This is a genomic window from Pseudomonas sp. 14P5.3.2, from assembly GCF_057799175.1.
Genome location: NZ_JBYOKU010000034.1, coordinates 21,731 through 46,261, shown reverse-complemented (window position 1 = coordinate 46,261; position 24,531 = coordinate 21,731). Strand labels below are relative to the sequence as shown.

The window sequence follows — 24,531 nt, the reverse complement described above, 5'->3', positions numbered from 1 at the left end:
CATGCAGCAAGAGTTCAACGATCCGCTCTGGCGCACGGTGCTGTCCGGCGCCCAGATGCTGTTCGTAGCGTTCGGCGCCCTGGTGCTGATGCCGCTGATCACCGGCCTTGACCCGAACGTGGCATTGTTCACCGCGGGTCTGGGGACGATTCTGTTCCAGATCGTCACCGGGCGTCAGGTGCCGGTATTCCTTGCATCGAGCTTTGCCTTCATCACCCCGATCATTCTCGCCAAGGGCCAGTTCGGCCTCGCCGCGACCATGGGCGGCGTGATGGCAGCCGGTTTCGTCTACACCTTCCTCGGCCTCGCCGTGAAGATCAAGGGCACCGGTTTCATCGACCGCTTGCTGCCGCCGGTGGTGATTGGTCCGGTAATCATTTCCATCGGCCTGGCCATGGCGCCGATTGCCGCGAACATGGCGATGGGCAAGGCGGGCGACGGCTCCGAGCTGATCCACTACCAGACCGCGATGATGATCTCGATGCCAGCGCTGCTGACTACGTTGATCGTGGCGGTGTTCGGTAAAGGCATCTTCCGTCTGGTGCCGATCATTTCCGGGGTGCTGGTGGGTTTCGCCATGTCGTTCTATTTCGGCGTGGTCGATACCGCGAAGATTGCGGCGGCGCCATGGTTTGCGCTGCCGCACTTCACTGCGCCGGAGTTCAACTGGCAGGCGATCCTGTTCATCGTTCCGGTGGCGCTGGCTCCGGCCATCGAGCACATCGGCGGCGTGATTGCCGTGGGTAGCGTGACCGGTCGCGACTATCTGAAGAAGCCCGGCCTGCACCGTACCCTGCTGGGTGACGGCATCGCCACCACGGCGGCCGGCCTGTTTGGCGGCCCGCCGAACACCACCTACGCCGAAGTGACCGGCGCGGTGATGTTGACCAAGAACTACAACCCGAAAATCATGACCTGGGCGGCGATCTTCGCCATCACCCTGGCGTTCATCGGCAAGTTCGGCGCGCTGCTGCAAAGCATTCCGGTGCCGGTGATGGGCGGGATTCTGTGTCTGTTGTTCGGTTCGATCGCGGCGGTGGGGATGAACACCCTGATCCGTCACAAGATCGACCTCGGCGAGGCGCGCAATCTGGTGATCGTGTCGGTGACCCTGGTGTTCGGTATCGGCGGTGTGCTGGTCGGCACCGGTACTGGCCCGGATGACTTCGGCCTCAAAGGCATCGCGCTGTGCGCGGTGGTGGCGATTGCGCTGAACCTGATCCTGCCAGGCAATGATGGCTGGAAGAACAAGAAGGCGGATGAACCGCTGATCTAAGGCTTTAGATCCTTGTTGTCTGACAGATAGCTTTCGCGAGCAAGCCCGCTCCCACATTTGATCTTCAGCGCACCGTAGATCAAATGTGGGAGCGGGCTTGCTCGCGAAGCTTTTGGCTTTAAAGCGCCAGCGGCGCTCGTTCACACAGTGTTGCCAACGCCTTCGCCCATTGCGGCTCATCATTCAGGCACGGCACCAGCACCAACACCTCGCCCCCCGCTTCGCGGAACTGTTCCTTGCCGCGATCACCGATCTCTTCCAGCGTCTCGATGCAGTCGGCAACGAACGCCGGGCACATCACCAGAATCTTCTTCACGCCGCTTTTCGCCAGCTCATCCAGCCGCGCTTCGGTGTAGGGTTCGATCCACTTCGCCCGCCCCAGACGCGACTGAAACGACACCGACCATTTGCCATCGGCAATGCCCGCGCGCCTGGCGAATTCAGAGGCGGTGCGCATGCACTGGGCGCGGTAACAGGTGGCAAGCACGGCCGGCGAAGCATTCTGGCAGCAATCCGCGTTTTTCAAGCAGTGGTTACCGGTCGGATCGAGCTTGGTCAGGTGCCGTTCCGGCAAGCCATGGAAGCTCAGCAGCAAGTGATCGTAGTCCTGCTGCAAATGCGGCGTGGCGCTGGCGACCAGTGCGTCGATGTATTCCGGCTGGTCGTAAAACGGTTGCAGCACTGAAAGCTGCACGTCGAGTTTCTTCTCGCGAATCACCCGCCTGGCTTCTTCGATCACCGTGGTCGTGGTGCTGTCGGCGAACTGTGGATAGAGCGGCGCCAGCGTGATGCGCTTGTGCCCTGCTGCGACCAGCTGCAGCAACCTGGTTTCAATCGACGGCTCGCCGTAACGCATGGCCAGCTCTACCGGACCGTGGCTCCACTGGGTGGTCATCTGCTGTTGCAGACGACGGCTGAGCACCACCAGCGGCGAGCCCTCCTCCCACCAGATCGAAGCGTAGGCATGGGCCGATTGCTCGGGGCGCTTGATCAGGATCAGCGACACCAACAACCGCCGCACCGGCCACGGCAGGTCGATCACATACGGGTCCATCAGAAATTGATTGAGGTAGCGGCGTACATCGGCCACCGAGGTGGAGGCCGGGGAACCCAGGTTGACCAGAAGCAAGGCGTGATCGGTCATGCATCGTCCTATTTCAAAGGCGGCCGGAGAGATCATCCAGGGCCGCGCGCAAATCCGTAAACTGGAAAGTGAAACCCGCTTCCAGCAAGCGTGCCGGCATGGCGCGTTGGCCACCCAGCAACAGCGATGACATTTCGCCAAGCCCGACCTTCAAGGCCAGGGCCGGCATCGGCATGAACGCCGGGCGGTGCAGCACGCTGCCCAGCGTTTTGGCAAACTCGCGATTGCGCACCGGTTTGGGCGCGCAGGCATTATAAGGACCGCTCGCCTGATCGCGGTGCAGAAGAAAATCAATCAGGGCGATTTGATCATCGATGTGAATCCACGGCATCCACTGCCGGCCATTGCCCAAAGGCCCGCCCAGACCGAGTTTGAACATCAGCAACAGCCGCGACAAAAAGCCGCCCTCGGCCGACAGCACCAGCCCGGTACGCACCAGCACCACGCGGATGCCCTGACCTTCGGCACGCTGGGCGGTTTCCTCCCAGGCAATGCACAACTGACTGGCAAAGTCGTCGATCACTGGCGGCGAATCTTCGGTCAGCTCACGTTCACCACCGTCGCCGTACCAGCCGACAGCAGAGCCGGAGATCAACAACCCCGGTTTCTGCTGACGCGTTTCCAGCCAGGCCAGCAGGGTTTCGGTGAGGGTGATACGGCTGCTCCACAACAACGCCTTGCGCCGATGGGTCCATGGCCGATCAGCAATCGGCGCACCGGCCAGGTTGACCATCGCGTCCAGCGGCTCGTCGCCGAAATCTTCGAGACGCGCAATCGCACGCACCTGCGCGCCACAGATTTTCGCGACTTTTTCCGGACGCCGACTCCACACCGTCAGTTGATGGCCCTGTCCCGACCAGTGTCGGCAGAGCTGACGGCCTATCAAACCAGTACCGCCGGTCAGCAATATGCGCATGACATCTTCCTCGCGTGGCGTTTTACCCGGATCACTAGTCTATTTTTATAAGCAGGGATCTTTTCTATCGGGCAGGCTCTATTGTTTAACCATAGGCCAAGCTGTCAGAACGAGAACGCTAGAAGTTATACCAAAAAACAAAATTGTACAGGTTTCATTGACGGCGTAGTCTGTACAGAAAGGTAAAACGAGGCCCCTATGACTGTACCTATCGCAATCATCGGCACCGGCATCGCCGGACTCTCCGCCGCCCAGGCCCTGACAGACGCCGGACACACCGTCCAGCTGTTCGACAAAAGCCGCGGCAGTGGCGGGCGCATGTCGAGCAAACGCAGCGACGCCGGTTCTCTGGACATGGGCGCGCAATACTTCACCGCCCGTGACCGGCGTTTCGTCACCGAGGTGCAACGCTGGCAAAGCCTGGGCTGGGTCGCCGAGTGGACACCGCAGCTCTATACCTTTCAGGGTGGAAAGCTGAACCTGTCGCCGGACGAGCAGATCCGCTGGGTCGGCACACCGCGCATGAGCGCTATCACCCGAGGCTTGCTCGGTGATCTGGAAGTACACTTCGCCTGCCGCATCACCGAAGTCTTTCGCGGGGAAGAACACTGGCACCTGCAGGACGCCGAAGGCTTCACCCACGGCCCCTTTAGCCACGTAGTGATTGCCACACCGGCACCGCAAGCCACTGCATTGCTGGCCGCGGCGCCGAAATTGGCCGGTGCGGCCGCCGGGGTGAAAATGGACCCGACCTGGGCCGTCGCCCTCGCCTTCGATACGCCACTGGATACGCCAATCGAAGGTTGCTTCGTGCAGGACAGCCCCATCGACTGGCTGGCGCGCAACCGCAGTAAACCGGGGCGCGACACCACTTGCGACACTTGGGTACTGCACGCCAGCAGCGCCTGGAGCCGACAACACATCGATCTGCCCAAGGAAGCGGTGATCGAGCAACTGCATGGCGCTTTCGCCGAACTGCTGCACAGTGCAATGCCCGCTCCGACCTTCAGCCTCGCCCACCGCTGGCTCTACGCTCGCCCTGCGACCGGCCACGAATGGGGCACGCTGGCCGATGCCGACCTGGGCCTGTACGCCTGCGGCGACTGGTGCCTGTCCGGCCGTGTCGAAGGCGCCTGGCTCAGCGGTCAGGAAGCCGCGCGCCGCTTGCACGAGAACCTGCAGTGAACCGTATCAATCCGCAAAAACTGCTGCTGTCGAAGTGGACAGCAGCCCACCCGCAAAACCGCGAAAAGCATTTTCTGGTCACCGAGCTGTTCCGCGATGAGGAAGGTACGGTGCTGGAGATTGAGTTGCAGGCGGTGTTGACCCGGCGCAATGAACGGTTCGATTGGCAAACTCTTAAAGACAACACTCACTGGTTATCAGGCTGGAAATGATTTCCCTGTGGGAGCGGGCTTGCTCGCGAAAGCGCTGTGTCAGTCACATTGATCCAGCTGAGCTGACGCCTTCGCGAGCAAGCCCGCTCCCACAGTCGATCGTGTAAACCTGGAAAAACTTATACAAATGATTTGACTTGTACACGTATGAATCTATGCTGAGGAAAAGTTGTACAGCGCTAACTCCCTGTACAGGAATAGATTCGAGGTGTGCATGTCCGACCTTTCTGCATCCCGGCCCAAAATCGCCATCAGCGCCTGCCTGATGGGCGCTGAAGTGCGCTACAACGGTGGGCACAAAGAATCGCGGCTGTGCAGCCGCACCCTGGCTGAACATTTCGAATTCGTCCCGGTATGCCCCGAAGTTGCCATTGGCCTGGGCATCCCTCGTGAACCGATCCGTCTGGTCGGCGATCCGGATGCTCCCGAAGCCGTCGGCACAGTCAATCCGCAAATCAATGTGACTGAACCGCTGGCCGCCTACGGGCAGAAAATGGCCGGTGAACTTGATGACATCTGCGGCTACATCTTCATGCAGCAGTCGCCTTCGTGCGGTCTGGAGCGGGTCAAGGTCTATCACGCCAACGGCGCCCCGGTGAACGGCGGCGGCCGTGGCATCTATGCCCAGGCGTTCTGCGCGCAGCACCCTGATCTGCCGGTGGAAGAAGCCGGGCGCCTGAACGATCCAGTGCTGCGGGAAAACTTCATCACTCGCGTGCTCGCCTACAGCGCCTGGCAGCAGGTGCTCGAACAAGGCTTGAGCCGCCGCGCATTGACCGAATTCCACTCCCGCTACAAATACCTGCTGATGGCGCACAACCCGGAGCAATACAAAGCCCTGGGCAAACTGCTGGGCAACATGGGCAAGACCAATCCAGTCGAACTCGGCCCGCACTATTTCAGCGAGTTGATGAGCGCGTTGAAGAAATGCGCCACCCGCCGCACCCACAGCAATGTCCTGCAACACATCAGCGGCTACCTGAAACAGGCGATCAGCCCTGAAGACAAACAGGAAATGCAGCATGTGATCGGCCAGTACCGCCACGGCATCGTGCCGCTGGTGGTGCCGTTGACCTTGCTCAAGCACCACTTTCGCCTACACCCGGATCCCTACATTGCGCAGCAGGTTTACCTGCAGCCGCATCCGGAAAACCTCAGCCTGCGAAACGCCATTTGATGAACGACACACTCGACACCAGCGCCCAGGAAGACCTGGGTGCAGACTTCAAGAAAGCCCTCGACGAGGGCTGGCTGCCGATCCGCGAAGTGGCGCGGCAGACCGGCGTCAACGCCATCACCCTGCGCGCCTGGGAGCGCCGTTACGGGCTGATCGTGCCGCAACGCACGCCCAAGGGCCATCGCCTGTACTCCAGCGAACATGTGCAGCAAATTCTGACCATCCTGACCTGGCTCAACCGGGGCGTGGCGGTCAGTCAGGTCAAGCCGTTGCTCGACACCCCGCAAGCCTTTACCGAAACGGTGGAAAACGACTGGCAGCGCCAGCGCAACGTATTGCTCGACGCCGTCACCCACCTCAACGAGCGCAACCTCGACGACAGCATCAACCAGGCCATGGCCCTGTATCCGCCGCGCACTCTGTGTGAGCAGTTGCTGCTGCCGTTGCTGACCGAACTCGAGCAGCGCTGGCAAGGCCAGTTCGGTGCGCAGATGGAGCGGGCGTTCTTTTATTCCTGGTTACGCAGCAAATTCGGCGCGCGCATCTACCATAACAATCGACAGTTACACACCGCGCCGCTGCTGTTGATCAATCACTCGGATCTGCCGCTGGAACCGCACCTGTGGCTCTGCGCGTGGCTGATCAGCAGCGCCGATTGCCCGGTGCAAGTGTTCGACTGGCCGCTATCGGCCGGAGAACTGGCGCTGGCGGTCGATCATCTGCAAGCGCGCGGCGTGCTGCTGTATTCCAGCAAGGCGATGAACCTGGCGCAGCTGCCAAAACTGCTGAATGGCGTCAGTGCCCCCACATTGCTGGTCGGACCAACGGTATGCATCCACCAGACCGAGTTGTCCGTAAGAACTGGCGAAACCGCTGATTTGATCCTGGCCGAAGATCCGCTCTCGGCGCATCAGGCACTCGTCCAGCGTGGGCTGATTTAATGGAATCCGCTATGCAATTGATCTGGCTGCGCAGCGACTTGCGCCAACATGACAACACCGCTCTCGCGGCCGCCGCAGCGCGCGGGCCGACGGTTGCCGTGTATCTGTTGAGCCCGCAGCAGTGGCTGGAACACGACGACGCCGCATGCAAGGTCGACTTCTGGCTGCGCAACCTGCGTGAGCTGAGCAGCCGCCTCGGCGAGCTGAACATTCCGTTGCTGCTGCGCACCGCTGATCATTGGGATCAGGCCCCGGCGGTGCTGCTTGAGCTTTGCGTGCAATTGAATGTCCAGGCCGTGCACGTCAATGAGGAATATGGCATCCACGAAAGCCAGCGCGACGCCGCCGTGGCCGTGGCCCTGAAGACCAAAGGCATCGTTTTCCACAGCTACCTTGACCAACTGCTGTTCAAGCCCGGCACGGTGCTGACCAAAACAGACACCTACTTTCAGGTGTTCAGCCAGTTCCGCAAGGTCTGCTACGAACGCCTGCACCGCTCGATGCCGGCGCTGGTGAAGACGCCCGGCAAACAGGCAAAGCTGAATATCGACAGCGATCCGGTACCGGCAACCGTCGCCGGTTTTGCAACGCCAAGCGAGTCCTTGCGTGCGCTGTGGCCGGCCGGCGAGCAGGAAGCCCGGCGCCGCCTCGATACCTTCGCCGACGCGCAGATCGACTACTACCAGAGCGAGCGCGATTTTCCGGCCAAGCCCGGCACCAGCCAACTTTCGCCGTATCTCGCCGCCGGGGTGATTTCGCCACGCCAATGCCTGCAGGCAGCCCTGCAAAGCAATCAGGGCGAGTTCGACAGCGGCAAGGTCGGCGCGGTGACCTGGATCAACGAGCTGCTGTGGCGCGAGTTCTATAAACACATTCTGGTCGGCTACCCACGGGTTTCGCGCCACCGCGCGTTTCGCCCGGAAACCGAGGCGCTGGCCTGGCGTGATGCGCCGGGCGATCTGGCGGCCTGGCAAGAAGCACGCACCGGTCTGCCGATCATCGATGCGGCCATGCGCCAACTGCTGGAAACCGGCTGGATGCATAACCGTCTGCGCATGGTAGTGGCGATGTTCCTGACCAAGAATCTGCTGATTGACTGGCGTGAAGGCGAGCGCTTTTTCATGCGTCACTTGATCGACGGCGATCTGGCGGCGAACAACGGCGGCTGGCAATGGAGTTCTTCGACCGGCACCGATTCGGCGCCGTACTTCCGCATTTTCAACCCGATCAGCCAGTCGGAAAAATTCGACAGCGAAGGCCTGTTCATCAAGCACTGGTTGCCCGAACTCGCCGGCCTGAACAAGAAAGAAGTACACAACCCGGCCAGTGTCGGTGGACTGTTCGGCGTCGCCAACTATCCGTCGCCGATCGTCAATCTCGGGGCTTCGCGCGAACGGGCGCTGGCGGCCTTCAAGAGCCTGCCGTCGCGTTCGTCCACGGGAGAAGTCCATGAGTGAATTCCTGCGCCGCTTCGCCCGCCAGTTCGCCGAGCTGGACAAAGACAACTTGCAGCGTCTGGGCGAGCTGTACAGCGATGACATTCACTTCACCGATCCGCTGCATGAAGTGCAGGGGCTGGCGCAACTGCGTCATTACTTCAGCGAGCTGTACGCCAACGTCAGCGAGCTGCGTTTCGATTTCCACGGCTTCGACCAGATAGGCGACTGTGAAGGTTACCTGCGCTGGGTCATGAGTTACCGCCACCCGCGTCTGGCCGGTGGTCGCCTGATTCGCGTCGCCGGGTGTTCGCATCTGCTCTGGCGCGACAAGGTTTATCGCCACCGGGATTACTTCGATGCCGGGGCCATGCTGTATGAACATTTACCCGTATTGGGCCGGGTGATCGCCTGGCTGAAAAGGAGAATGGGATGAGTCGTACACCTCCACGGCGTTATTGGCTGACCGGAGCCAGCAGTGGCATCGGCGCAGCGCTGGCCGAAGAGATTCTGAAAAGCGGCGCGCATCTGGCCGTCAGTTCACGCCAGGTGGCGCCCTTGAAAGTCTTGTCCCAGCGCTACCCGGGCCAAGTGCTGGTGGTGCCCGGAGACTTGACCAATAGTCAGACCGTGCGTGAGATCGGTCAGCAGATCAGCGAGACCTGGGGCTCGCTGGATTCGGTGATTCTCAATGCCGGGACCTGTGAATACGTCGACGCCCGGCAATTCGACGCGTCGATCATCGAGCACGTGGTGCGTACCAATCTGCTGGCCAGCAGCTATTGCATCGAAGCCGCCCTGCCGTTGCTGCGCAAGGGCACCGCGCCGCATCTGATCGGCATGGCCAGCTCGGTGACCTACCTGCCGCTGCCCCGGGCCGAAGCCTACGGTGCCTCCAAGGCAGGCCTGCGTTACCTGTTCGAATCGCTGCGCATTGATCTGGCGGATGAAGGGATCGAGGTCACCATCATCAGCCCGGGGTTCGTCGATACACCGCTGACCGCGAAAAACGATTTCCCGATGCCGCTGAGCTGGCCTGTGGATAAAGCCGCGCGGCACATCTTCGCCAAACTCAAGGATCGACCACTGGAGATCGCTTTCCCGGCGCTGTTCATGGCGGCGTTGTGGCCGCTGTCGAAACTGCCGTCGCGGGTGCAACTGGCGATCGGCAAACGCATGGTGCGTAAACCGCCACCGCTGCAGGAACCCTCGTGAAAATCGCCATCATCGGCAGCGGAATCGCAGGCCTGACCTGCGCCTATCTGCTCAATCGCCAACACGATGTCACGGTGTTCGAAGCCAGCGACTGGGTCGGCGGCCACACGCACACCGTGGAGGTGACCGTCGAAGGCCGCGAATACGCCGTGGACACCGGCTTCATCGTGTTCAACGACTGGACCTACCCGAACTTCATCCGTTTGCTCGGCCAGCTCGGCGTGTCGTTCAAACCGACGGAAATGAGCTTCTCGGTCACCGATCCGGACACTGGCCTGGAATACAACGGCAACAACCTCAACAGTTTGTTCGCCCAGCGCAGCAACCTGTTGTCGCCGGGGTTCTGGGGCATGTTGCGCGATATCCTGCGCTTCAACAAAGAAGCCCAGCGCGACCTCGCCGAACAGCGGATCGCCGCCGACACCACGCTCGACGATTACCTCAAGGCCGGCGGTTATGGTGAGCGTTTCATCCTGCATTACATCGTGCCGATGGGCTCGGCGATCTGGTCGATGCCCATGGCCGAGATGCTCAATTTCCCGCTGCAATTCTTTGTGCGCTTCTTCAAGAATCATGGACTCCTGTCAGTCAGTGATCGCCCGCAATGGCAGGTGATCGAGGGCGGTTCAAGTGCCTATGTCGCACCGCTGACCGCTGCGTTCAAGGACAAGATCCGCCTCAGTTGCCCGGTGACGCGCATCGATCGCGACGAACACGGCGTGGTTATCCACAGCCCGGCCGGCATCGAGCGTTTCGACAAGGTTGTGCTCGCCTGCCACAGCGACCAGGCCCTGCAATTGCTCGCCACGCCAAGCCAGGCGGAACGGTCGATCCTCGGTGCCCTGCCCTACGCCGATAACGAAGTGGTGCTGCATACCGATACCCGTCTGCTGCCGACCCGCAAACTGGCGTGGGCCAGCTGGAACTATCGCTTGAGTGGCGCCGGCCATACGCACGCGGCCGTCACCTACGACATGAACATCCTGCAGGGCATTCAGAGCGACACCACGTTCTGCGTCAGCCTCAATCAGAGCGCCGGCATCAGCCCGTCCAAAGTGCTTGCCCGATACACCTACGCCCATCCGCAGTTCAGCCTTGCGGCCGTGGCGGCGCAGAACCGTTGGGCCGAACTCGACGGTCAGCGGCACACCCACTACTGCGGCGCCTACTGGGCCAACGGCTTTCATGAGGACGGTGTCGTCAGCGCCTTGCGCGTGGCTGCCGCCTTCGGGGAAAGCTTATGAACAGCGCCCTGTACAGCGGCTGGATCGGCCATCGGCGCTTTTCACCCAGACGCCACGAATTCCGTTACCGGATCGGTCTGTTGTACCTCGATCTGGCGGAACAGGACGCCGTATTCGGCCTGTCGCCGCTCGCCAGTCGTAGCCGCTTTGCGCCGTTTTCGTTTCGCGAAACCGACTACCTGAAAACCTTCACCGGCAATGGCATGCGCCTGATCGATGCGGTACGCCAGCAAGTCGGTGCCGCCATCGGCCATCAACCGCAGGGATCGATCTGCCTGCTGACCCAACCACGCAGTTGGGGTCTGGCGTTCAACCCGGTGAGTTTCTTTTATTGCCACGAGGCCGACGGGCAACTGGCGGCGATTCTTTGCGAAGTCACCAACACGCCGTGGCGCGAGCGTTATCACTACGTGCTGCCGGCCCGCACACCGACCGACCTGCAAGACTTTCACCAGCACTTTGCGGTCGCCAAGGCCTTTCATGTCTCGCCGTTTTTGCCACGCGATCTCGAGTACCGCATGAGCTTCAGCCCGGCGGCGCAAAAGCTCGGCGTGCACATGGCCGACTGGCAGGGTGAGCACAAGCTGTTCGACGCCACGCTCAATCTGCAGCGCGAACCCCTCGACCGCCACAGCCTGCACCGCTACTTGCGACGTTTTCCGTGGATGACCGCGAAAACCTGTCTGGCGATTTACTGGCAAGCCGTGCGCCTGTTGCTCAAGCGTGCCCCGATTTTTGCTCATCAGGCTGCCGACGGCAGCTTTCAAATCGCCACTGTGCCTCCCAAGGAGCACCGCCATGAAATCCTCTAGCCTGTCGGCCAGTCGCTTCAGCACCAACGGTTTGACCGGTTCGCTGCTGCGTCGTGGCGTTTTGCGGCAACTGAGTCAACTCAAACACGGGCAATTGCTGGTGGTCGAGGACGGCGAACGCCTGATGTTCGGCACACCGGGCAGCCACCTGCTCGGCGAAATCCATGTCCAGGATGCCGCGGTCTGGGGCATGGTCGCCGGCAACGGATCGATTGGCGCTGGCGAAGCGTTTATCCACGGTTACTGGAGTTCGCCGGACCTGACGGCGGTCGTGCGCGTGTTCGTCAGCAACCTCGACGTGCTCGACGCCATGGAGCGCGGTCTGGCCCGCCTCAGCCGGCCGCTGGTGCAAGGCCTGCACTGGCTCAACCGCAACACGCGCAAGGGTTCGCAGAAAAACATCGCGGCGCACTATGACCTTGGCAACGATCTGTTCGAACAGTTTCTCGACCCGACCATGATGTACTCGGCCGCGCAGTTCCTCAGCCCCGAAGACAGCCTGGAACAGGCGCAGTTGAACAAACTGGAACGGATCTGCCAGAAGCTCGCGCTCAAACCCGAAGACCATTTGCTGGAGATCGGCACCGGCTGGGGCAGCATGGCGCTCTACGCCGCGCAGCATTACGGTTGCCGCGTCACCACCACGACACTGTCGAAAGAGCAGTACGCGTTCACCGCCAAGCGCATTGAAGCACTGGGGTTGCAGGATCGGGTGACGCTGCTGCTCAAGGACTACCGCGACCTCACCGGCGAATACGACAAACTGGTGTCGATCGAGATGATCGAGGCGGTCGGCCATCGCTTCCTGCCGACCTACTTCAAACAGTGCGCGCACCTGCTCAAGAGCAACGGCCTGATGCTGTTGCAGGCAATCACCATCCGCGAGCAGCGCTACGAGCAGGCCAAGCGCGGCGTCGACTTCATCCAGCGCTACATCTTCCCCGGCGGCGCCCTGCCCTGCGTGCAGAAGATGCTCGAAGTGGTCAGCCGCGAGACCGACATGAACCTGCTGCACATGGAAGACTTCGGCCTGCACTACGCCCGCACTCTGCGCCTGTGGCACGAAAACTTTCGCCGCGCTCATGGCCGGTTGAGCGAGTTGGGTTACGACGATTACTTCCTGCGGCTCTGGGAGTTTTACCTGTGCTACTGCGAAGGCGGGTTCCTCGAGCGCACCATCGGCACCGCGCAATTGCTGTTGGCCAAACCGGCGGCGATGCCAGCGCCGTTGCTCGGCCGCTTCGATGCTTGAGCGGCTGATCAATGCCGTGCTGTTCCAGGTCGGCTGGCTGGCCTGCGTGATCGGCGGCAACAGTCTGTGGTTGCTGCTGGCGCTGGCGGTGCTGGTGATTCATCTGGGCTGGATCAGCAGTTGGTCGGCGGAGGGTCGCTTGATTCTCAGCGTAGTGATTGTCGGCACAGCGGTGGACAGCCTGTTGCGCGCGGCGGGCGTGTTCGAATTCCAGGATCCGTCGCCGCTGATCCCGCTCTGGCTGATGCTGCTCTGGGCACTGCTTGCCACCACGTTGCGCCACTGTCTGCAATGGACGGCTCGTCCATGGTGGCTGGCAAGCGCGCTGGGCGCGGTCGGCGGCGCTGTTTCCTATTACGGTGGCGGGCGCCTCGCCGGGGTGCAATTTCCCTACGGGGAAATTCCGACCCTGATCGGCATCGGCCTGCTATGGGCGGTACTGTTTCCGGTGCTGCACGCGATGGCGCGGCGGCTCAGCCACTGAGCGTCTGTCAGGCCTTTCACACAGCCACAGGCGACTGGCTTACACTGGCGCCATGAAAACCATTCCCCACCAGCAAATCACCGAGCCAGCGGTCACGTGTTCGACCTGCGCGGCGTGCTGTTGCCAGCTTGAAGTGATGCTGATCACCGACACTGGCGTGCCCGAGCGTTTTATCGATACCGATGAATGGGGTGGTGAGGTGATGCTGCGTCTGGACGACGGCTGGTGCGCGGCGCTGGATCGCGACAGCATGATGTGCACGATCTACGAGAAACGTCCGCTGATCTGTCGCGAGTTCGAGATGGGCGCGCCGGAATGCATTGAAGAACGCAAAGGCATTGCCACTGCCTACCGCTGATTTCAACAGCAGCTCAAAACCAATGTGGGAGCGGGCTTGCTCGCGAATGCGGTGTGTCAGTCAATAGTGTTGTCGACTGACACACCGCATTCGCGAGCAAGCCCGCTCCCACAAAGATTTGTGCAAGCTGCAGTTACAACGGCATCGAGTAATGCAGCGCGTAACTTTCTACACCGTCGTTGTTGCTGTTCAGACCGGCGTTGGAGTAGTGCGTCGCACGGATCCCCACTTCATGTCCGCCGTTGAAACGCAGGCCGAAACCAATACGGTCTTCGAACTGGAAGGACTGACCGATGTTGTTGCTTTCATATTTGGTGTTGGAAAAGGCCGCGACACCAATACCGGCCTCGACATACGGTTTGACCGACTGACCGGCAAACTCGTAAACAAATACCGGCGAGAACGACAGGCTGTTGTTGCTGGAAGTCTTGTCACCTTCCCAGTAAGTGTAAGCGCCGCTCCAGTAACCGGTCAGGCGACCGACGTCGCTTTGCAGCCAGCTCTTGTCCCAATCGAAATTCATGCCCAAGCGATAAGTCATTGTCGAATCGCTGGTTGCCCCCACTGCAAACTCAACGTTTGCCGCTTGTGCAGTAAAACTTTGCCCCATCAGTGCAGCCGCAATCGCGGCCAAGCAGAATAGTCGCTTCACGTTGAAAACTTCCTTTTCCGGAACGATCGTTTTGGTTTTCTAGTAAACCCAGCGGTATAGAAATCGGCGCTTGAGCAGAAGTTCAGCTGACTTTTTAGATATTTCACACTTTTTTTACAAGGTGAATTTTTCAACGTCACCGGCAACTTGGCCCAGCAGGGGCAAGGTTTTGCGAAAGGACTCGGGATCGGCGCTGGTCCAGAATCTGACTGGTTGGTTCGGGCCTTCGGCGAGCAGTTCACGCTCGGCCAGCAGTCGCTGCAATTGACGGGCGACGGCGGCACCGGTGTCGATCAGACTGATGTGGTCCGGGATCATCGACTTGAGCAGCGGCTTGAGAAACGGATAGTGGGTGCAGCCGAGAATGATCGTGTCACAACCGTTGGCCAGCAGCGGATCGACATAGTGCTTGAGCAACGTGCGCAACTCGGCGCTGTGCAGATCACCGCTTTCAATCAGTTCCACTAGACCGGGGCACGGCTGGGTGACGACGCGAACGTCTGTGGCAAAGCGATCGAGCAACGCGGCGAACTTGGCACTCTGCAAGGTGCCGGTGGTGGCGAGTACGCCGACCACACCGCTGCGGGTGGCGGCGGCAGCAGGTTTGACCGCGGGTTCCATGCCGACAATCGGCCACTGGGGGAAATCCCGGCGCAGATCGGCAACAGCGGCCACCGTCGCCGTGTTGCAGGCGATCACCAGGGCCTTGGCGCCCTGCTCGCGGAAAAAACCGGCCATCACATTGCAGCGCTGACGGATGAACTCCGGGGTTTTCTCACCGTAGGGGATGTGCCCGCAATCGGCGAAATACAGCAGTGATTCATGGGGCAGCAAACGCTGGATCTCGGCCAGTACCGACAAGCCGCCGACACCGGAATCGAACACCGCGATCGGTGCCTCACGCATGCTGCGAACCACAGACGCTGCACCCCGGATCGCGCTTGACCCGCAGTTCACGGAAGCGCGAACCCAGGGCATCGATCAACAGCAAACGCCCCACCAGTGGTTCGCCAAAACCGACCAGCACTTTCAAGGCTTCAAGCGCCTGCAGACTGCCAACCAGCCCCACCAGCGGTCCGACTACACCGGCCTCGCTGCAGGTCAGTTCGGCTTCGCTGCCGTGTCCGTACAGACAGTGGTAGCACGGACTTTCCGGGCGGCGCGGGTCGAACACCGACAACTGCCCTTCCAGACGAATCGCCGCGCCACTGACCAAGGGTTTGCGCGCCGCCACGCACGCGGCGTTGACCGCTTCGCGGGTGGAGAAATTGTCGGAACAGTCGAGCACCAGATCCACCGCGGCCACGGCGGCGGCCAGGGAATCCTCATCCAGCGCCTGACGAAGGGCCACCAGTTGAATCTCCGGATTGATCGCGCTCAGGCGCTTGAGCGCCGAGTCGACCTTGCTCATGCCGACGCTGTCGGTGTCATGAATGATCTGGCGTTGCAGGTTGGTCAGGTCGACCGTGTCGAAATCCGCCAGGTGCAGCTCACCGACGCCGGCCGCCGCCAGGTACAGCGCGACCGGCGCACCGAGACCGCCGAGGCCGACGATCAGTACACGACTGTCTTTAAGCTTCAGTTGCCCATCGATATCGATGTGTTGCAGCAGAATCTGCCGGCTGTAGCGCAGCAATTCCTGATCATTCAGCACGGCAGGCGCCCCAGGCTGATCCGTTGATGGCCGCCCAGATCGGTGCGACTGTGAACTTCTTCGAAACCGCGGGTCAGCAACAGATCACGCACGGCTTCGGCTTGATCATAGCCGTGTTCGAGCATCAGCCAGCCGCCGGCTTCGAGATGATCCGGGGCTTGGGCGACGATCAGCCGCAGATCGTCGAGCCCGTCGACACCCGCCACCAGCGCACTGGCCGGTTCGAAGCGCACATCGCCCTCGACCAGATGCGGGTCGGCGGCGGCGATGTACGGCGGGTTGCTGATGATCAGATTGAAACGCTGGCCTTCGAGGGCGCTGAACCAGTGGCTGCTCAGCACCGTGGCGTTGTTCAGGTTCAAGCGCTGGCGATTGCGTTCGGCGAGGGCCACGGCTTCCAGTACACGATCCACCGCCGTGACCTTCCACGCCGGTCGCTCACTGGCGAGGGCCAAGGCAATCGCGCCGCTGCCGGTGCCCAGATCGAGAACGTTCGCCGGCGTTGCCGCCAGCAATTCCAGCGCGGCCTCGACCAGCAATTCGGTGTCCGGACGCGGGATCAGTGTGTGCGGAGCGACTTCCAGATCGAGCTTCCAGAACCCCTGCTGACCAAGAATGTAGGCCACCGGCTCACCGCCACGACGCCGTTGCAGGTACTCGGTAAAAATCAGCACCGCTTCGCTGGGCACGATGCGCTCGGGCCAGGTGTGCAGGAAACTGCGCGGTTTGCCCAGTGCCGCAGCCAGGAGCAGTTCGGCATCCAGACGCGCCGTCGGCGAGTCCGGCAGTTCGGCGGCGCGCAACAGACTGGCAATGATGGTCATTTATTCACCTATCGCTGCAAGTTGGTCGGCCTGGTATTCGGCCAGCAAAGGCTCGATAACCGCTTCAACGCCACCGGCGAGGATTTCATCAAGGGAGTACAGGGTCAGGTTGACGCGATGGTCGGTGACCCGGCCCTGGGCAAAGTTGTACGTGCGAATGCGCTCGGAGCGGTCGCCGGAACCCACGAGCAATTTACGTTCGCTGGCAATCGCGTTGGCCGCCGCGGCAGTCTGCTGATCGTTGAGCTTGGCCGATAGCCAGGCCATCGCCCGCGCACGGTTCTTGTGCTGGGAACGTTCTTCCTGGCATTCGACCACGATGCCGGTCGGCAAGTGGGTAATGCGGATCGCCGAGTCGGTCTTGTTCACGTGCTGACCACCGGCCCCGGAAGAACGGTAGGTGTCGACGCGCAGATCCGCCGGGTTGATCTCGATCGCTTCCTGCTCGTCCGGCTCCGGCAATACCGCCACGGTACAGGCCGAAGTGTGGATGCGGCCCTGGGATTCGGTGGCCGGCACGCGCTGCACACGGTGCGCGCCAGACTCGAACTTCAGCTTGCCGTAGACGTTGTCGCCTTCGACCCGGGCGATGACTTCTTTATAGCCGCCGTGTTCGCCCTCGTTTTCCGAGAGGATTTCCACGCGCCAGCCACGTCGCTCGGCGTAACGCGAGTACATGCGGAAAAGGTCGCCGGAGAAGATCGCCGCCTCGTCGCCACCGGTGCCGGCGCGGATTTCGAGAAACACGTTGCGACCGTCGTTCGGGTCCTTGGGCAGCAGCATGCGTTGCAGATCGGATTCCAGGGTGATCAACAGCTCTTTGGCTTCGCGGACTTCTTCCACGGCCATTTCACGCATGTCCGGGTCGCTGTCCTTGAGCAGTGCCTGGGCACTCTCCAGATCATTTTGTACGCCGAGCAGCTTTTTATAAGCGGCGACGACCGGCTCGACTTCGGCGTATTCCTTGGAATAAGCGCGAAATCTGGCCTGATCGGAAATGACTTCAGCGTCGCCAAGCAGCGCAGTCAGTTCCTCGAATCGGTCCTGGAGGATGTCCAGCTTGTTGAGCAGTGACGCTTTCATTGCGGTTTTTTATCCGAAAAACTATCCGGTGAGCCCTCAAGGGCAAAGAGTTCCTGGGCCATGGCCAGCGCATCGAGGCGGCCTTCGGCAGAAAGCTTTTTCAGTTGCACGCTTGGAGCATGCAGCAGTTTATTGGTCAGGCCGCGAGCCAGTTGCCCGAGCACATCTTCGGCGTTGCCGCCGTTGGCCAGCAGACGCAGGGCTTTTTGCAGCTCCTCGTCGCGCAGGCGCTCGCTCTGTTGCCGATAGGCCTTGAGCACATCGACCGCGGCCAGCTCGCGCAGGCGCACCATGAAATCGTCGGCGCCGACCGAGACCATCTCTTCCGCGGCCTGGGCTGCGCCCTGACGACTCTTGAGGTTTTCGGCGACCACTTCGTGCAGATCGTCAACGCTATACAGGTAAACGTCGTCGAGTTCGCCGACTTCCGGCTCGATGTCGCGGGGTACGGCGATGTCGACCATGAAGATCGGCTTGTGCTTGCGCTGCTTCAGCGCACTTTCCACCGCGCCCTTGCCGAGGATCGGCAACTGGCTGGCGGTCGAACTGATCACGATATCGCTGCGCACCAGCTCCGCCGGAATGTCCGAGAGCAGCACCGCATGAGCGCCGAACTGCTCGGCCAACAGGCTGGCGCGCTCCAGCGTGCGGTTGGCGACCACGATGCGCTTGACCCCCAACTCATGCAGATGGCGGGCAACCAGGGTGATGGTCTCGCCGGCGCCGATCAGCAGGGCCTGGCTGCGCTGCAGGTCGCTGAAAATCTGTTTGGCCAGGCTGACGGCGGCAAACGCCACGGACACCGGGTTTTCGCCGATGGCAGTGTCGGTGCGCACTTGCTTGGCGGCATTGAACGTCGCCTGAAACAGCCGCCCCAGCAGCGGGCCGATGGTCCCGGCTTCGCGAGCCACGGCGTAGGCCGACTTCATCTGGCCGAGAATCTGCGGTTCGCCCAGCACCAGCGAGTCGAGCCCGGAGGCGACGCGCATCATGTGACGAACTGCCGCATCATCTTCATGCACATAAGCACTCGCGCGCAGCTCATCGAGGCTTAAATGGTGATAATCGGCCAGCCAGCGCAGGACTAGATCAGCTGAAACCTGATCCTGTTCTATATAAAGCTCACTGCGATTGCAGGTGGAGAGGATCGCGGCTTCGCGGCTGTCGGTCATTCTGCAGAGCTGCTGCAAGGCCTCAACCAGTTGCTCAGGGGTAAAGGCCACGCGCTCGCGGACGTCTACTGAAGCAGTCTTGTGGTTAATACCGAGTGCGAGGAAGGCCATTCAAGGTCGCTGATAGTGACGTGAAGCCGGCAATTGTCCTACTTCGTCAGATTCAGAACAACTACCGCTGACTATTGTCCCAATGGTTGGTGCCTATAATGCTCACAACTGAGACTCGGTTATGTTTGGCCGAAGGCTTGTGTCATGATGATCCGACCGCAGGTTAGTCGTCCTCTTCCTATATGAATAGATCTTCCGCGTTGCTCCTAGCTTTTGTCTTCCTCAGCGGCTGCCAGGCCTTGGCCCCCGTTTCGCCGGACGGTACCCCGCCGGTCGAAGACACCACGCCCACGCCTGAAAAGCCCAAGGTATACAGCTCGTTCAGCGAGGAAACCGTATACAGCCTGTTGACCGCCGAACTCGCCGGCCAGCGCAATCGTTTCGACATTGCCCTGGACAACTACGTGACCCAGGCCATCAACACCCAGGATCCGGGGGTTTCCGAGCGCGCGTTCCGCATCGCCGAATACCTCGGTGCCGACCAGCCTGCGCTGGATACCGCGCTGATCTGGGCGAGAAACGCCCCGGACGATCTGGAAGCGCAACGCGCCGCCGCCGTGCAACTGGCCCGCGCCGGGCGTTATGACGACTCCATGGTCTACATGGAAAAAGTCCTGCAGGGCAAGGGCGACACCCATTTCGATTTTCTCGCGCTGTCCGCGGCCGATACCGATCAGGAAACCCGCAACGGCCTGATGAAGAGTTTCGACCGCCTGCTGCAGCGTCATCCGAACAACAATCAGCTGATTTTCGGCAAGGCCCTGCTGCTGCAGCAGGACGGCGACAATAAAGCGGCGCTGCGCCTGCTTGAAGACCATCCGCCGGAAGACGGCGAAATCGCCCCGATCCTGCTGCGCGCCCGCCTGCTGCAAACCATGAATCGTGGCGACGAGGCACTGCCGCTGCTGCGCAAAAGCATCAAGAAGTACCCGGACGACAAGCGTCTGCGCCTGACCTACGCACGTACATTGGTTGAACAGGACCGGATGGACGACGCCAAGGTCGAGTTCTCCACGCTCGTTCAGCAATACCCGGAAGACGACGAACTGCGTTACTCGCTGGCGCTGGTCTGCCTGGAAGCCAAGGCCTGGGACGAGGCCAAGGGTTATCTGGAAGACCTGATCGCGCGCGAAAGTCACGTCGATTCGGCGCACCTGAACCTCGGTCGCATCGCTGAAGAGCGCAACGATCCGCAGGGCGCGCTGATCGAGTACGCCCAGGTCGGCCCGGGCAACGACTATCTGCCGGCGCAACTGCGTCAGGCCGATATCCTGATGAACAACGGCAAGACCGCCGAAGCCCAGAGCAAACTGGCCGCCGAGCGTGACGCCCAGCCGGATTACGCGATCCAGTTGTATCTGATCGAATCCGAAACCCTGTCGGCCAACAAACAGGACGACAAGGCCTGGAAAGTCTTGCAGCAAGCCTTGCTGCAATACCCGGACGACCTGAATCTGCTCTACACCCGCGCCATGCTCGCGGAAAAACGCAATGACCTGGCGCAGATGGAAAAAGACCTGCGCCTGATCATCAAGCGCGATCCGGACAACGCCATGGCGCTCAATGCGCTGGGCTACACCCTGTCCGATCGCACCACCCGTTACGCTGAAGCCAAGGCGCTGATCGAACAGGCGCACCAGATCAATCCGGAAGACCCGGCGGTACTCGACAGCCTCGGCTGGGTGAATTTCCGCATGGGCAATCTGGACGACGCCGAGAAATATCTGCGTCAGGCCCTCGAGCGTTTCCCTGACCACGAAGTCGCCGCGCACCTGGGCGAAGTCCTGTGGGTCAAGGGCAATCAGCGCGAGGCGAAGCAGATCTGGGGCAAGTACCTCAAAGATCAGCCCGACAGCACCATCCTGCGCAGCACCATCAAGCGCCTGACCGGATCCGAGACTCTTTAACTCATGTTTTTGCGCCACGTTATTGTTTTCAGCTTCATCGCCCTGCTCGCCGGTTGCGCGGGCTTCGGCGCTCGCGAATCGGTCGAGGGTCACGGCAGTCCGGCTCAGTGGGCCGCGAACAAACAACAGCTGACCGCCCTCGACGGCTGGCAGATCGACGGCAAGATCGGCATCCGCGCACCGAAAGATTCCGGTAGCGGCACGCTGTTCTGGCTGCAACGCCAGGACTACTACGACATTCGCCTGTCCGGCCCACTGGGTCGTGGCGCGGCGCGCCTGACCGGGCGCCCGGGCAAGGTCTCGCTGGAAGTCGCCAACCAGGGCCGCTATGACTCCGAGTCGCCGGAAGCGCTGCTTGAAGAACAACTCGGCTGGAAACTGCCGGTGTCCAATCTGGCCTGGTGGGTTCGGGGCCTGCCGGCGCCAAGCAGCAAAAGCCGTGTGTCCCTCGATAACGACAGTCGCCTGGCCAACCTGGAACAGGACGGCTGGAAGGTCGAATACCTCAGCTATGCCGAGCAAAACGGTTACTGGCTGCCCGAGCGGATCAAGCTGCACGGCACCGATCTGGACGTGACGCTGGTGATCAAGACCTGGCAACCGCGTAAATTGGGGCAATAAAGCATGACCGCTCCACGTCTGACGCTGCCGTCACCGGCCAAGCTCAACCTGATGCTGCACATTCTCGGGCGCCGTGCAGACGGCTACCACGAACTGCAGACGCTGTTTCAGTTTGTCGATTACGGCGACGAAATCACCTTCGCCGTACGCGATGACGGCGTGATTCAGCTGCACACCGAATTCGCGGGCGTTCCCCACGACAGCAATCTCATCGTGCGCGCGGCAAAAATGCTTCAGCAACAATCCGGCTGCACACTCGGCATCGACATCTGGATCGACAAGGTGCTGCCCATGGGCGGCGGCATCGGTGGCGGCAGCTCCAACGCGGCGACCACCCTGCTCGGCCTCAATCACTTGTGGCAACTGGGCTGGGATGAAGATCGCCTCGCGGCACTGGGCCTTTCGCTCGGTGCAGACGTGCCGGTTTTCGTCCGTGGCCATGCAGCATTTGCCGAAGGCGTGGGCGAGAAACTGACCCCGGTCGACCCCGAAGAACCGTGGTATCTGGTGCTCGTGCCGCAAGTCTCTGTAAGTACGGCAGAAATTTTTTCCGATCCTTTGTTGACACGTAACACGCCGCCCATTAAAGTGCGCCCCGTTCCCGAGGGAAACAGTCGAAATGACTGCTTGCCGGTGGTTGCAAGGCGTTATCCAGAGGTACGTAACGCATTGGATTTGTTAGGTAAATTTACCGAAGCAAAACTCACCGGAACTGGAAGTTGTGTGTTTGGGGGCTTCCCAAGCAAAGCTGAAGCTGATAAAGTCTCGGCCCTTCTGACAGAGACCCTTACAGGGTTTGTAGCGAAAGGAAGCAACGTTTCGATGTTGCATCGCAAGCTGCAAAGTCTGCTCTAAAAGGAATCAAGTGCCAGGCACTTGAAGCAACAGATACAGGGGCGTCGCCAAGCGGTAAGGCAGCAGGTTTTGATCCTGCCATGCGTTGGTTCGAATCCAGCCGCCCCTGCCATTTTCTATACTCATCCAGGTTACCCTCAGCCTCTAGGTACTGCGCGTGTCCAAGATGATGGTCTTTACGGGGAACGCTAACCCCGATCTGGCTCGGCGTGTTGTACGTCAGCTGCATATCCCTCTCGGTGACATCTCTGTCGGCAAATTTTCCGACGGCGAAATTACTGCCGAGATCAATGAAAACGTTCGCGGTAAAGACGTTTTCATTATTCAGCCGACTTGCGCTCCGACCAACGATAACCTGATGGAACTGGTAGTGATGGCTGATGCCTTCCGCCGCTCCTCGGCTACTCGTATTACTGCTGTTATTCCTTATTTTGGTTATGCCCGTCAGGATCGCCGTCCGCGTTCCGCACGTGTGGCTATCAGCGCGAAAGTCGTTGCTGACATGCTTACCGTAGTCGGCATCGACCGTGTTCTCACGGTTGATCTGCATGCTGACCAGATTCAGGGTTTCTTCGATATTCCGGTAGATAACATCTACGGCTCCCCGGTTCTGGTGGATGACATTGAAGATCAGCGCTTCGAAAACCTGATGATCGTGTCCCCGGACATTGGTGGCGTCGTGCGTGCACGGGCTGTTGCCAAATCCCTGGGCGTGGATCTCGGGATCATCGACAAACGCCGTGAGAAAGCCAATCACTCTGAAGTGATGCATATCATCGGTGATGTCGAAGGGCGTACCTGCATTCTGGTCGATGACATGGTCGATACCGCCGGCACTCTGTGCCACGCGGCCAAGGCCCTGAAAGAGCATGGCGCAGCCAAGGTCTTTGCCTACTGCACACACCCTGTGCTGTCGGGTCGGGCCATCGAGAATATCGAAAATTCCGTGCTGGACGAGCTGGTGGTGACCAACACCATCCCGCTGTCCGCTGCAGCACAAGCCTGTGCACGTATCCGTCAACTGGATATCGCACCGGTTGTTGCCGAAGCGGTTCGCCGCATCAGCAATGAAGAATCGATCAGCGCGATGTTCCGTTAAGGGCCCTGCCCTTCTCGAAATGTCTCGTTGACGAAAAGCGCCCCGCCCCGGCATTCCTGTCGGGGCGGGGCTTTTTTGCCCATACCGTGTTCGGCGCTGGTCGCAAACGCCACTCGGTCATGGCTATTTTGGAGATACAAAATGAACGATTTTACTCTGAATGCTGAAGTGCGTTCCGACCTGGGGAAAGGTGCGAGCCGCCGCCTGCGTCGTCTCGCAAGCCTGGTTCCAGCTGTAGTTTACGGTGGCGACAAAGCCCCTGAATCCATCAGCATGCTGGCCAAAGAAGTTGCCAAACTGCTCGAAAACGAAGCGGCTTACAGCCACATCATCGAGCTGAACGTTGGTGGCAAGAAGCAGAACGTCGTGATCAAAGCTCTGCAACGTCACCCGGCCAAAGGCCACGTGATGCACGCTGACTTCGTACGCGTTGTAGCTGGCCAGAAACTGACCGCTATCGTTCCTGTGCACTTCATCAACGAAGCTGCTCCAGTGAAGAAAGGCGGCGAAATCTCGCACGTTGTTGCCGAGATCGAAGTTTCCTGCCTGCCAAAAGATCTGCCTGAGTTCATCGAAGTCGACCTGGCTGACGCTGAAATCGGCACCATCGTTCACCTGTCGGACCTCAAAGCTCCTAAAGGTGTCGAGTTCGTTGCTCTGGCACACGGCGATGACAAGGCAGTAGCCAACGTCCACGCTCCACGTGTTGCTCCAGAAGCTACCGAAGAAGGCGCAGCAGAGTAATTTCACTCTGTTTCGTCGGAGTGAGTGAAACATCGCGGACTGGAACGTAGCGAGAAAGCGGGCGAGAACGCGGAGTTTACATTCATGGTAAATGAGCAATTTCCGTCCACTTTCGCCGCCTTCACTGCTTGCGGCGATGTTATCCACCACTCCAAGG

The 24,531-nt window shown here is 60.5% G+C and carries 26 protein-coding genes and 1 tRNA gene; 19 read left to right on the top strand and 8 right to left on the bottom strand.

Features of this window, described 5'->3' with window-relative positions; genetic code table 11:
- The first annotated feature begins 1 nt into the window (after position 1).
- Positions 2-1,276, top strand: coding sequence for a uracil-xanthine permease family protein (locus AC27VU_RS23080; RefSeq protein ID WP_003228120.1), 1,275 nt, complete (start codon positions 2-4; stop codon positions 1,274-1,276).
- A gap of 118 nt (positions 1,277-1,394) precedes the next feature.
- On the opposite strand, the gene hemH is transcribed toward AC27VU_RS23080, so the two are convergent.
- Both hemH and AC27VU_RS23070 read right to left on the bottom strand, forming a co-directional pair.
- Entirely contained in the window at positions 1,395-2,420 is a 1,026-nt protein-coding gene (gene hemH, locus AC27VU_RS23075; protein ID WP_488724998.1) for a ferrochelatase, read from the bottom strand.
- 13 nt (positions 2,421-2,433) lie between these two features.
- The gene (locus AC27VU_RS23070; RefSeq protein ID WP_488724997.1) at positions 2,434-3,336 is read right to left on the bottom strand and encodes a TIGR01777 family oxidoreductase; all 903 of its coding nucleotides are present in this window, start codon (positions 3,334-3,336) and stop codon (positions 2,434-2,436) included.
- Positions 3,337-3,534: 198 nt separating this feature from the next.
- Between AC27VU_RS23070 and AC27VU_RS23065 the strand changes: the two genes are divergently transcribed.
- The 12 genes from AC27VU_RS23065 (at position 3,535) to AC27VU_RS23010 (ending at position 13,652) form a co-directional block, all read left to right on the top strand.
- The gene (locus AC27VU_RS23065; protein WP_400508423.1) at positions 3,535-4,521 is read left to right on the top strand and encodes an NAD(P)/FAD-dependent oxidoreductase; all 987 of its coding nucleotides are present in this window, start codon (positions 3,535-3,537) and stop codon (positions 4,519-4,521) included.
- On the top strand, positions 4,518-4,733 hold the full coding sequence (locus AC27VU_RS23060) for a TIGR02450 family Trp-rich protein (protein WP_003228128.1): 216 nt from the start codon (positions 4,518-4,520) through the stop codon (positions 4,731-4,733). The genes AC27VU_RS23065 and AC27VU_RS23060 overlap by 4 nt, the downstream gene beginning before the upstream one ends.
- 214 nt (positions 4,734-4,947) lie before the next feature.
- Positions 4,948-5,910 carry a YbgA family protein gene (locus AC27VU_RS23055; protein WP_473018170.1) on the top strand — a complete coding sequence of 321 codons (963 nt, stop codon included), beginning with the start codon at positions 4,948-4,950 and terminating at the stop codon, positions 5,908-5,910.
- Complete coding sequence (locus AC27VU_RS23050; protein WP_488724996.1) at positions 5,910-6,851, top strand: MerR family transcriptional regulator; 942 nt, start codon at positions 5,910-5,912, stop codon at positions 6,849-6,851. Before AC27VU_RS23055 ends, AC27VU_RS23050 begins: the two co-directional genes overlap by 1 nt.
- Positions 6,852-6,862: 11 nt before the next feature.
- On the top strand, positions 6,863-8,308 hold the full coding sequence (gene phrB / locus AC27VU_RS23045) for a deoxyribodipyrimidine photo-lyase (RefSeq protein ID WP_488724995.1): 1,446 nt from the start codon (positions 6,863-6,865) through the stop codon (positions 8,306-8,308).
- Positions 8,301-8,723, top strand: coding sequence for a nuclear transport factor 2 family protein (locus AC27VU_RS23040; protein ID WP_003228136.1), 423 nt, complete (start codon positions 8,301-8,303; stop codon positions 8,721-8,723). The genes phrB and AC27VU_RS23040 overlap by 8 nt, the downstream gene beginning before the upstream one ends.
- Positions 8,720-9,502, top strand: a complete 783-nt coding sequence (locus tag AC27VU_RS23035) for an SDR family NAD(P)-dependent oxidoreductase (RefSeq protein ID WP_003228137.1) — start codon at positions 8,720-8,722, stop codon at positions 9,500-9,502. The genes AC27VU_RS23040 and AC27VU_RS23035 overlap by 4 nt, the downstream gene beginning before the upstream one ends.
- Positions 9,499-10,746 carry an NAD(P)/FAD-dependent oxidoreductase gene (locus tag AC27VU_RS23030; protein ID WP_473018173.1) on the top strand — a complete coding sequence of 416 codons (1,248 nt, stop codon included), beginning with the start codon at positions 9,499-9,501 and terminating at the stop codon, positions 10,744-10,746. Before AC27VU_RS23035 ends, AC27VU_RS23030 begins: the two co-directional genes overlap by 4 nt.
- A complete protein-coding gene (locus tag AC27VU_RS23025) occupies positions 10,743-11,558 on the top strand; it encodes a DUF1365 domain-containing protein (protein WP_473018174.1) in 816 nt (271 codons plus the stop codon). The genes AC27VU_RS23030 and AC27VU_RS23025 overlap by 4 nt, the downstream gene beginning before the upstream one ends.
- Entirely contained in the window at positions 11,545-12,810 is a 1,266-nt protein-coding gene (locus AC27VU_RS23020) for an SAM-dependent methyltransferase (RefSeq protein WP_003228144.1), read from the top strand. Before AC27VU_RS23025 ends, AC27VU_RS23020 begins: the two co-directional genes overlap by 14 nt.
- Entirely contained in the window at positions 12,803-13,294 is a 492-nt protein-coding gene (locus tag AC27VU_RS23015) for a DUF2878 domain-containing protein (protein ID WP_488724994.1), read from the top strand. Before AC27VU_RS23020 ends, AC27VU_RS23015 begins: the two co-directional genes overlap by 8 nt.
- A gap of 52 nt (positions 13,295-13,346) precedes the next feature.
- Complete coding sequence (locus AC27VU_RS23010; protein WP_007967664.1) at positions 13,347-13,652, top strand: YkgJ family cysteine cluster protein; 306 nt, start codon at positions 13,347-13,349, stop codon at positions 13,650-13,652.
- 133 nt (positions 13,653-13,785) lie between these two features.
- Here the strand turns inward: AC27VU_RS23010 and AC27VU_RS23005 are convergent, their stop codons facing one another.
- The 6 genes from AC27VU_RS23005 to hemA form a co-directional block, all read right to left on the bottom strand.
- Positions 13,786-14,304, bottom strand: coding sequence for an acyloxyacyl hydrolase (locus AC27VU_RS23005; RefSeq protein ID WP_045122633.1), 519 nt, complete (start codon positions 14,302-14,304; stop codon positions 13,786-13,788).
- Positions 14,305-14,418: 114 nt separating this feature from the next.
- A complete protein-coding gene (gene murI / locus AC27VU_RS23000) occupies positions 14,419-15,210 on the bottom strand; it encodes a glutamate racemase (protein ID WP_003228148.1) in 792 nt (263 codons plus the stop codon).
- Entirely contained in the window at positions 15,203-15,958 is a 756-nt protein-coding gene (locus tag AC27VU_RS22995; protein ID WP_003228150.1) for a molybdopterin-synthase adenylyltransferase MoeB, read from the bottom strand. Before AC27VU_RS22995 ends, murI begins: the two co-directional genes overlap by 8 nt.
- On the bottom strand, positions 15,952-16,782 hold the full coding sequence (prmC, locus tag AC27VU_RS22990) for a peptide chain release factor N(5)-glutamine methyltransferase (protein ID WP_226501153.1): 831 nt from the start codon (positions 16,780-16,782) through the stop codon (positions 15,952-15,954). The genes AC27VU_RS22995 and prmC overlap by 7 nt, the downstream gene beginning before the upstream one ends.
- A complete protein-coding gene (gene prfA / locus AC27VU_RS22985; protein ID WP_003228153.1) occupies positions 16,783-17,865 on the bottom strand; it encodes a peptide chain release factor 1 in 1,083 nt (360 codons plus the stop codon).
- Complete coding sequence (gene hemA, locus AC27VU_RS22980) at positions 17,862-19,148, bottom strand: glutamyl-tRNA reductase (protein WP_003228154.1); 1,287 nt, start codon at positions 19,146-19,148, stop codon at positions 17,862-17,864. The genes prfA and hemA overlap by 4 nt, the downstream gene beginning before the upstream one ends.
- A gap of 182 nt (positions 19,149-19,330) precedes the next feature.
- On the opposite strand from hemA, the gene AC27VU_RS22975 reads away from it, so the two are divergent.
- The 6 genes from AC27VU_RS22975 (at position 19,331) to AC27VU_RS22950 (ending at position 24,374) form a co-directional block, all read left to right on the top strand.
- The gene (locus tag AC27VU_RS22975) at positions 19,331-21,055 is read left to right on the top strand and encodes a tetratricopeptide repeat protein (RefSeq protein WP_488724993.1); all 1,725 of its coding nucleotides are present in this window, start codon (positions 19,331-19,333) and stop codon (positions 21,053-21,055) included.
- 3 nt (positions 21,056-21,058) lie between these two features.
- Positions 21,059-21,676: a lipoprotein insertase outer membrane protein LolB gene (gene lolB / locus AC27VU_RS22970; protein ID WP_003228156.1), complete on the top strand. Its 618-nt coding sequence runs from the start codon at positions 21,059-21,061 to the stop codon at positions 21,674-21,676.
- Positions 21,677-21,679: 3 nt separating this feature from the next.
- Positions 21,680-22,531 (top strand): 4-(cytidine 5'-diphospho)-2-C-methyl-D-erythritol kinase, encoded by an 852-nt coding sequence (ispE, locus tag AC27VU_RS22965; protein ID WP_003228157.1) that lies wholly within the window; start codon positions 21,680-21,682, stop codon positions 22,529-22,531.
- A 37-nt stretch (positions 22,532-22,568) separates the two neighbouring features.
- Positions 22,569-22,643 (top strand) — tRNA-Gln (locus AC27VU_RS22960).
- A 45-nt stretch (positions 22,644-22,688) separates the two neighbouring features.
- Positions 22,689-23,630 carry a ribose-phosphate pyrophosphokinase gene (locus tag AC27VU_RS22955; protein ID WP_003171603.1) on the top strand — a complete coding sequence of 314 codons (942 nt, stop codon included), beginning with the start codon at positions 22,689-22,691 and terminating at the stop codon, positions 23,628-23,630.
- 141 nt (positions 23,631-23,771) lie between these two features.
- Positions 23,772-24,374 (top strand): 50S ribosomal protein L25/general stress protein Ctc, encoded by a 603-nt coding sequence (locus AC27VU_RS22950; protein WP_003228162.1) that lies wholly within the window; start codon positions 23,772-23,774, stop codon positions 24,372-24,374.
- Positions 24,375-24,531 lie beyond the last annotated feature (157 nt).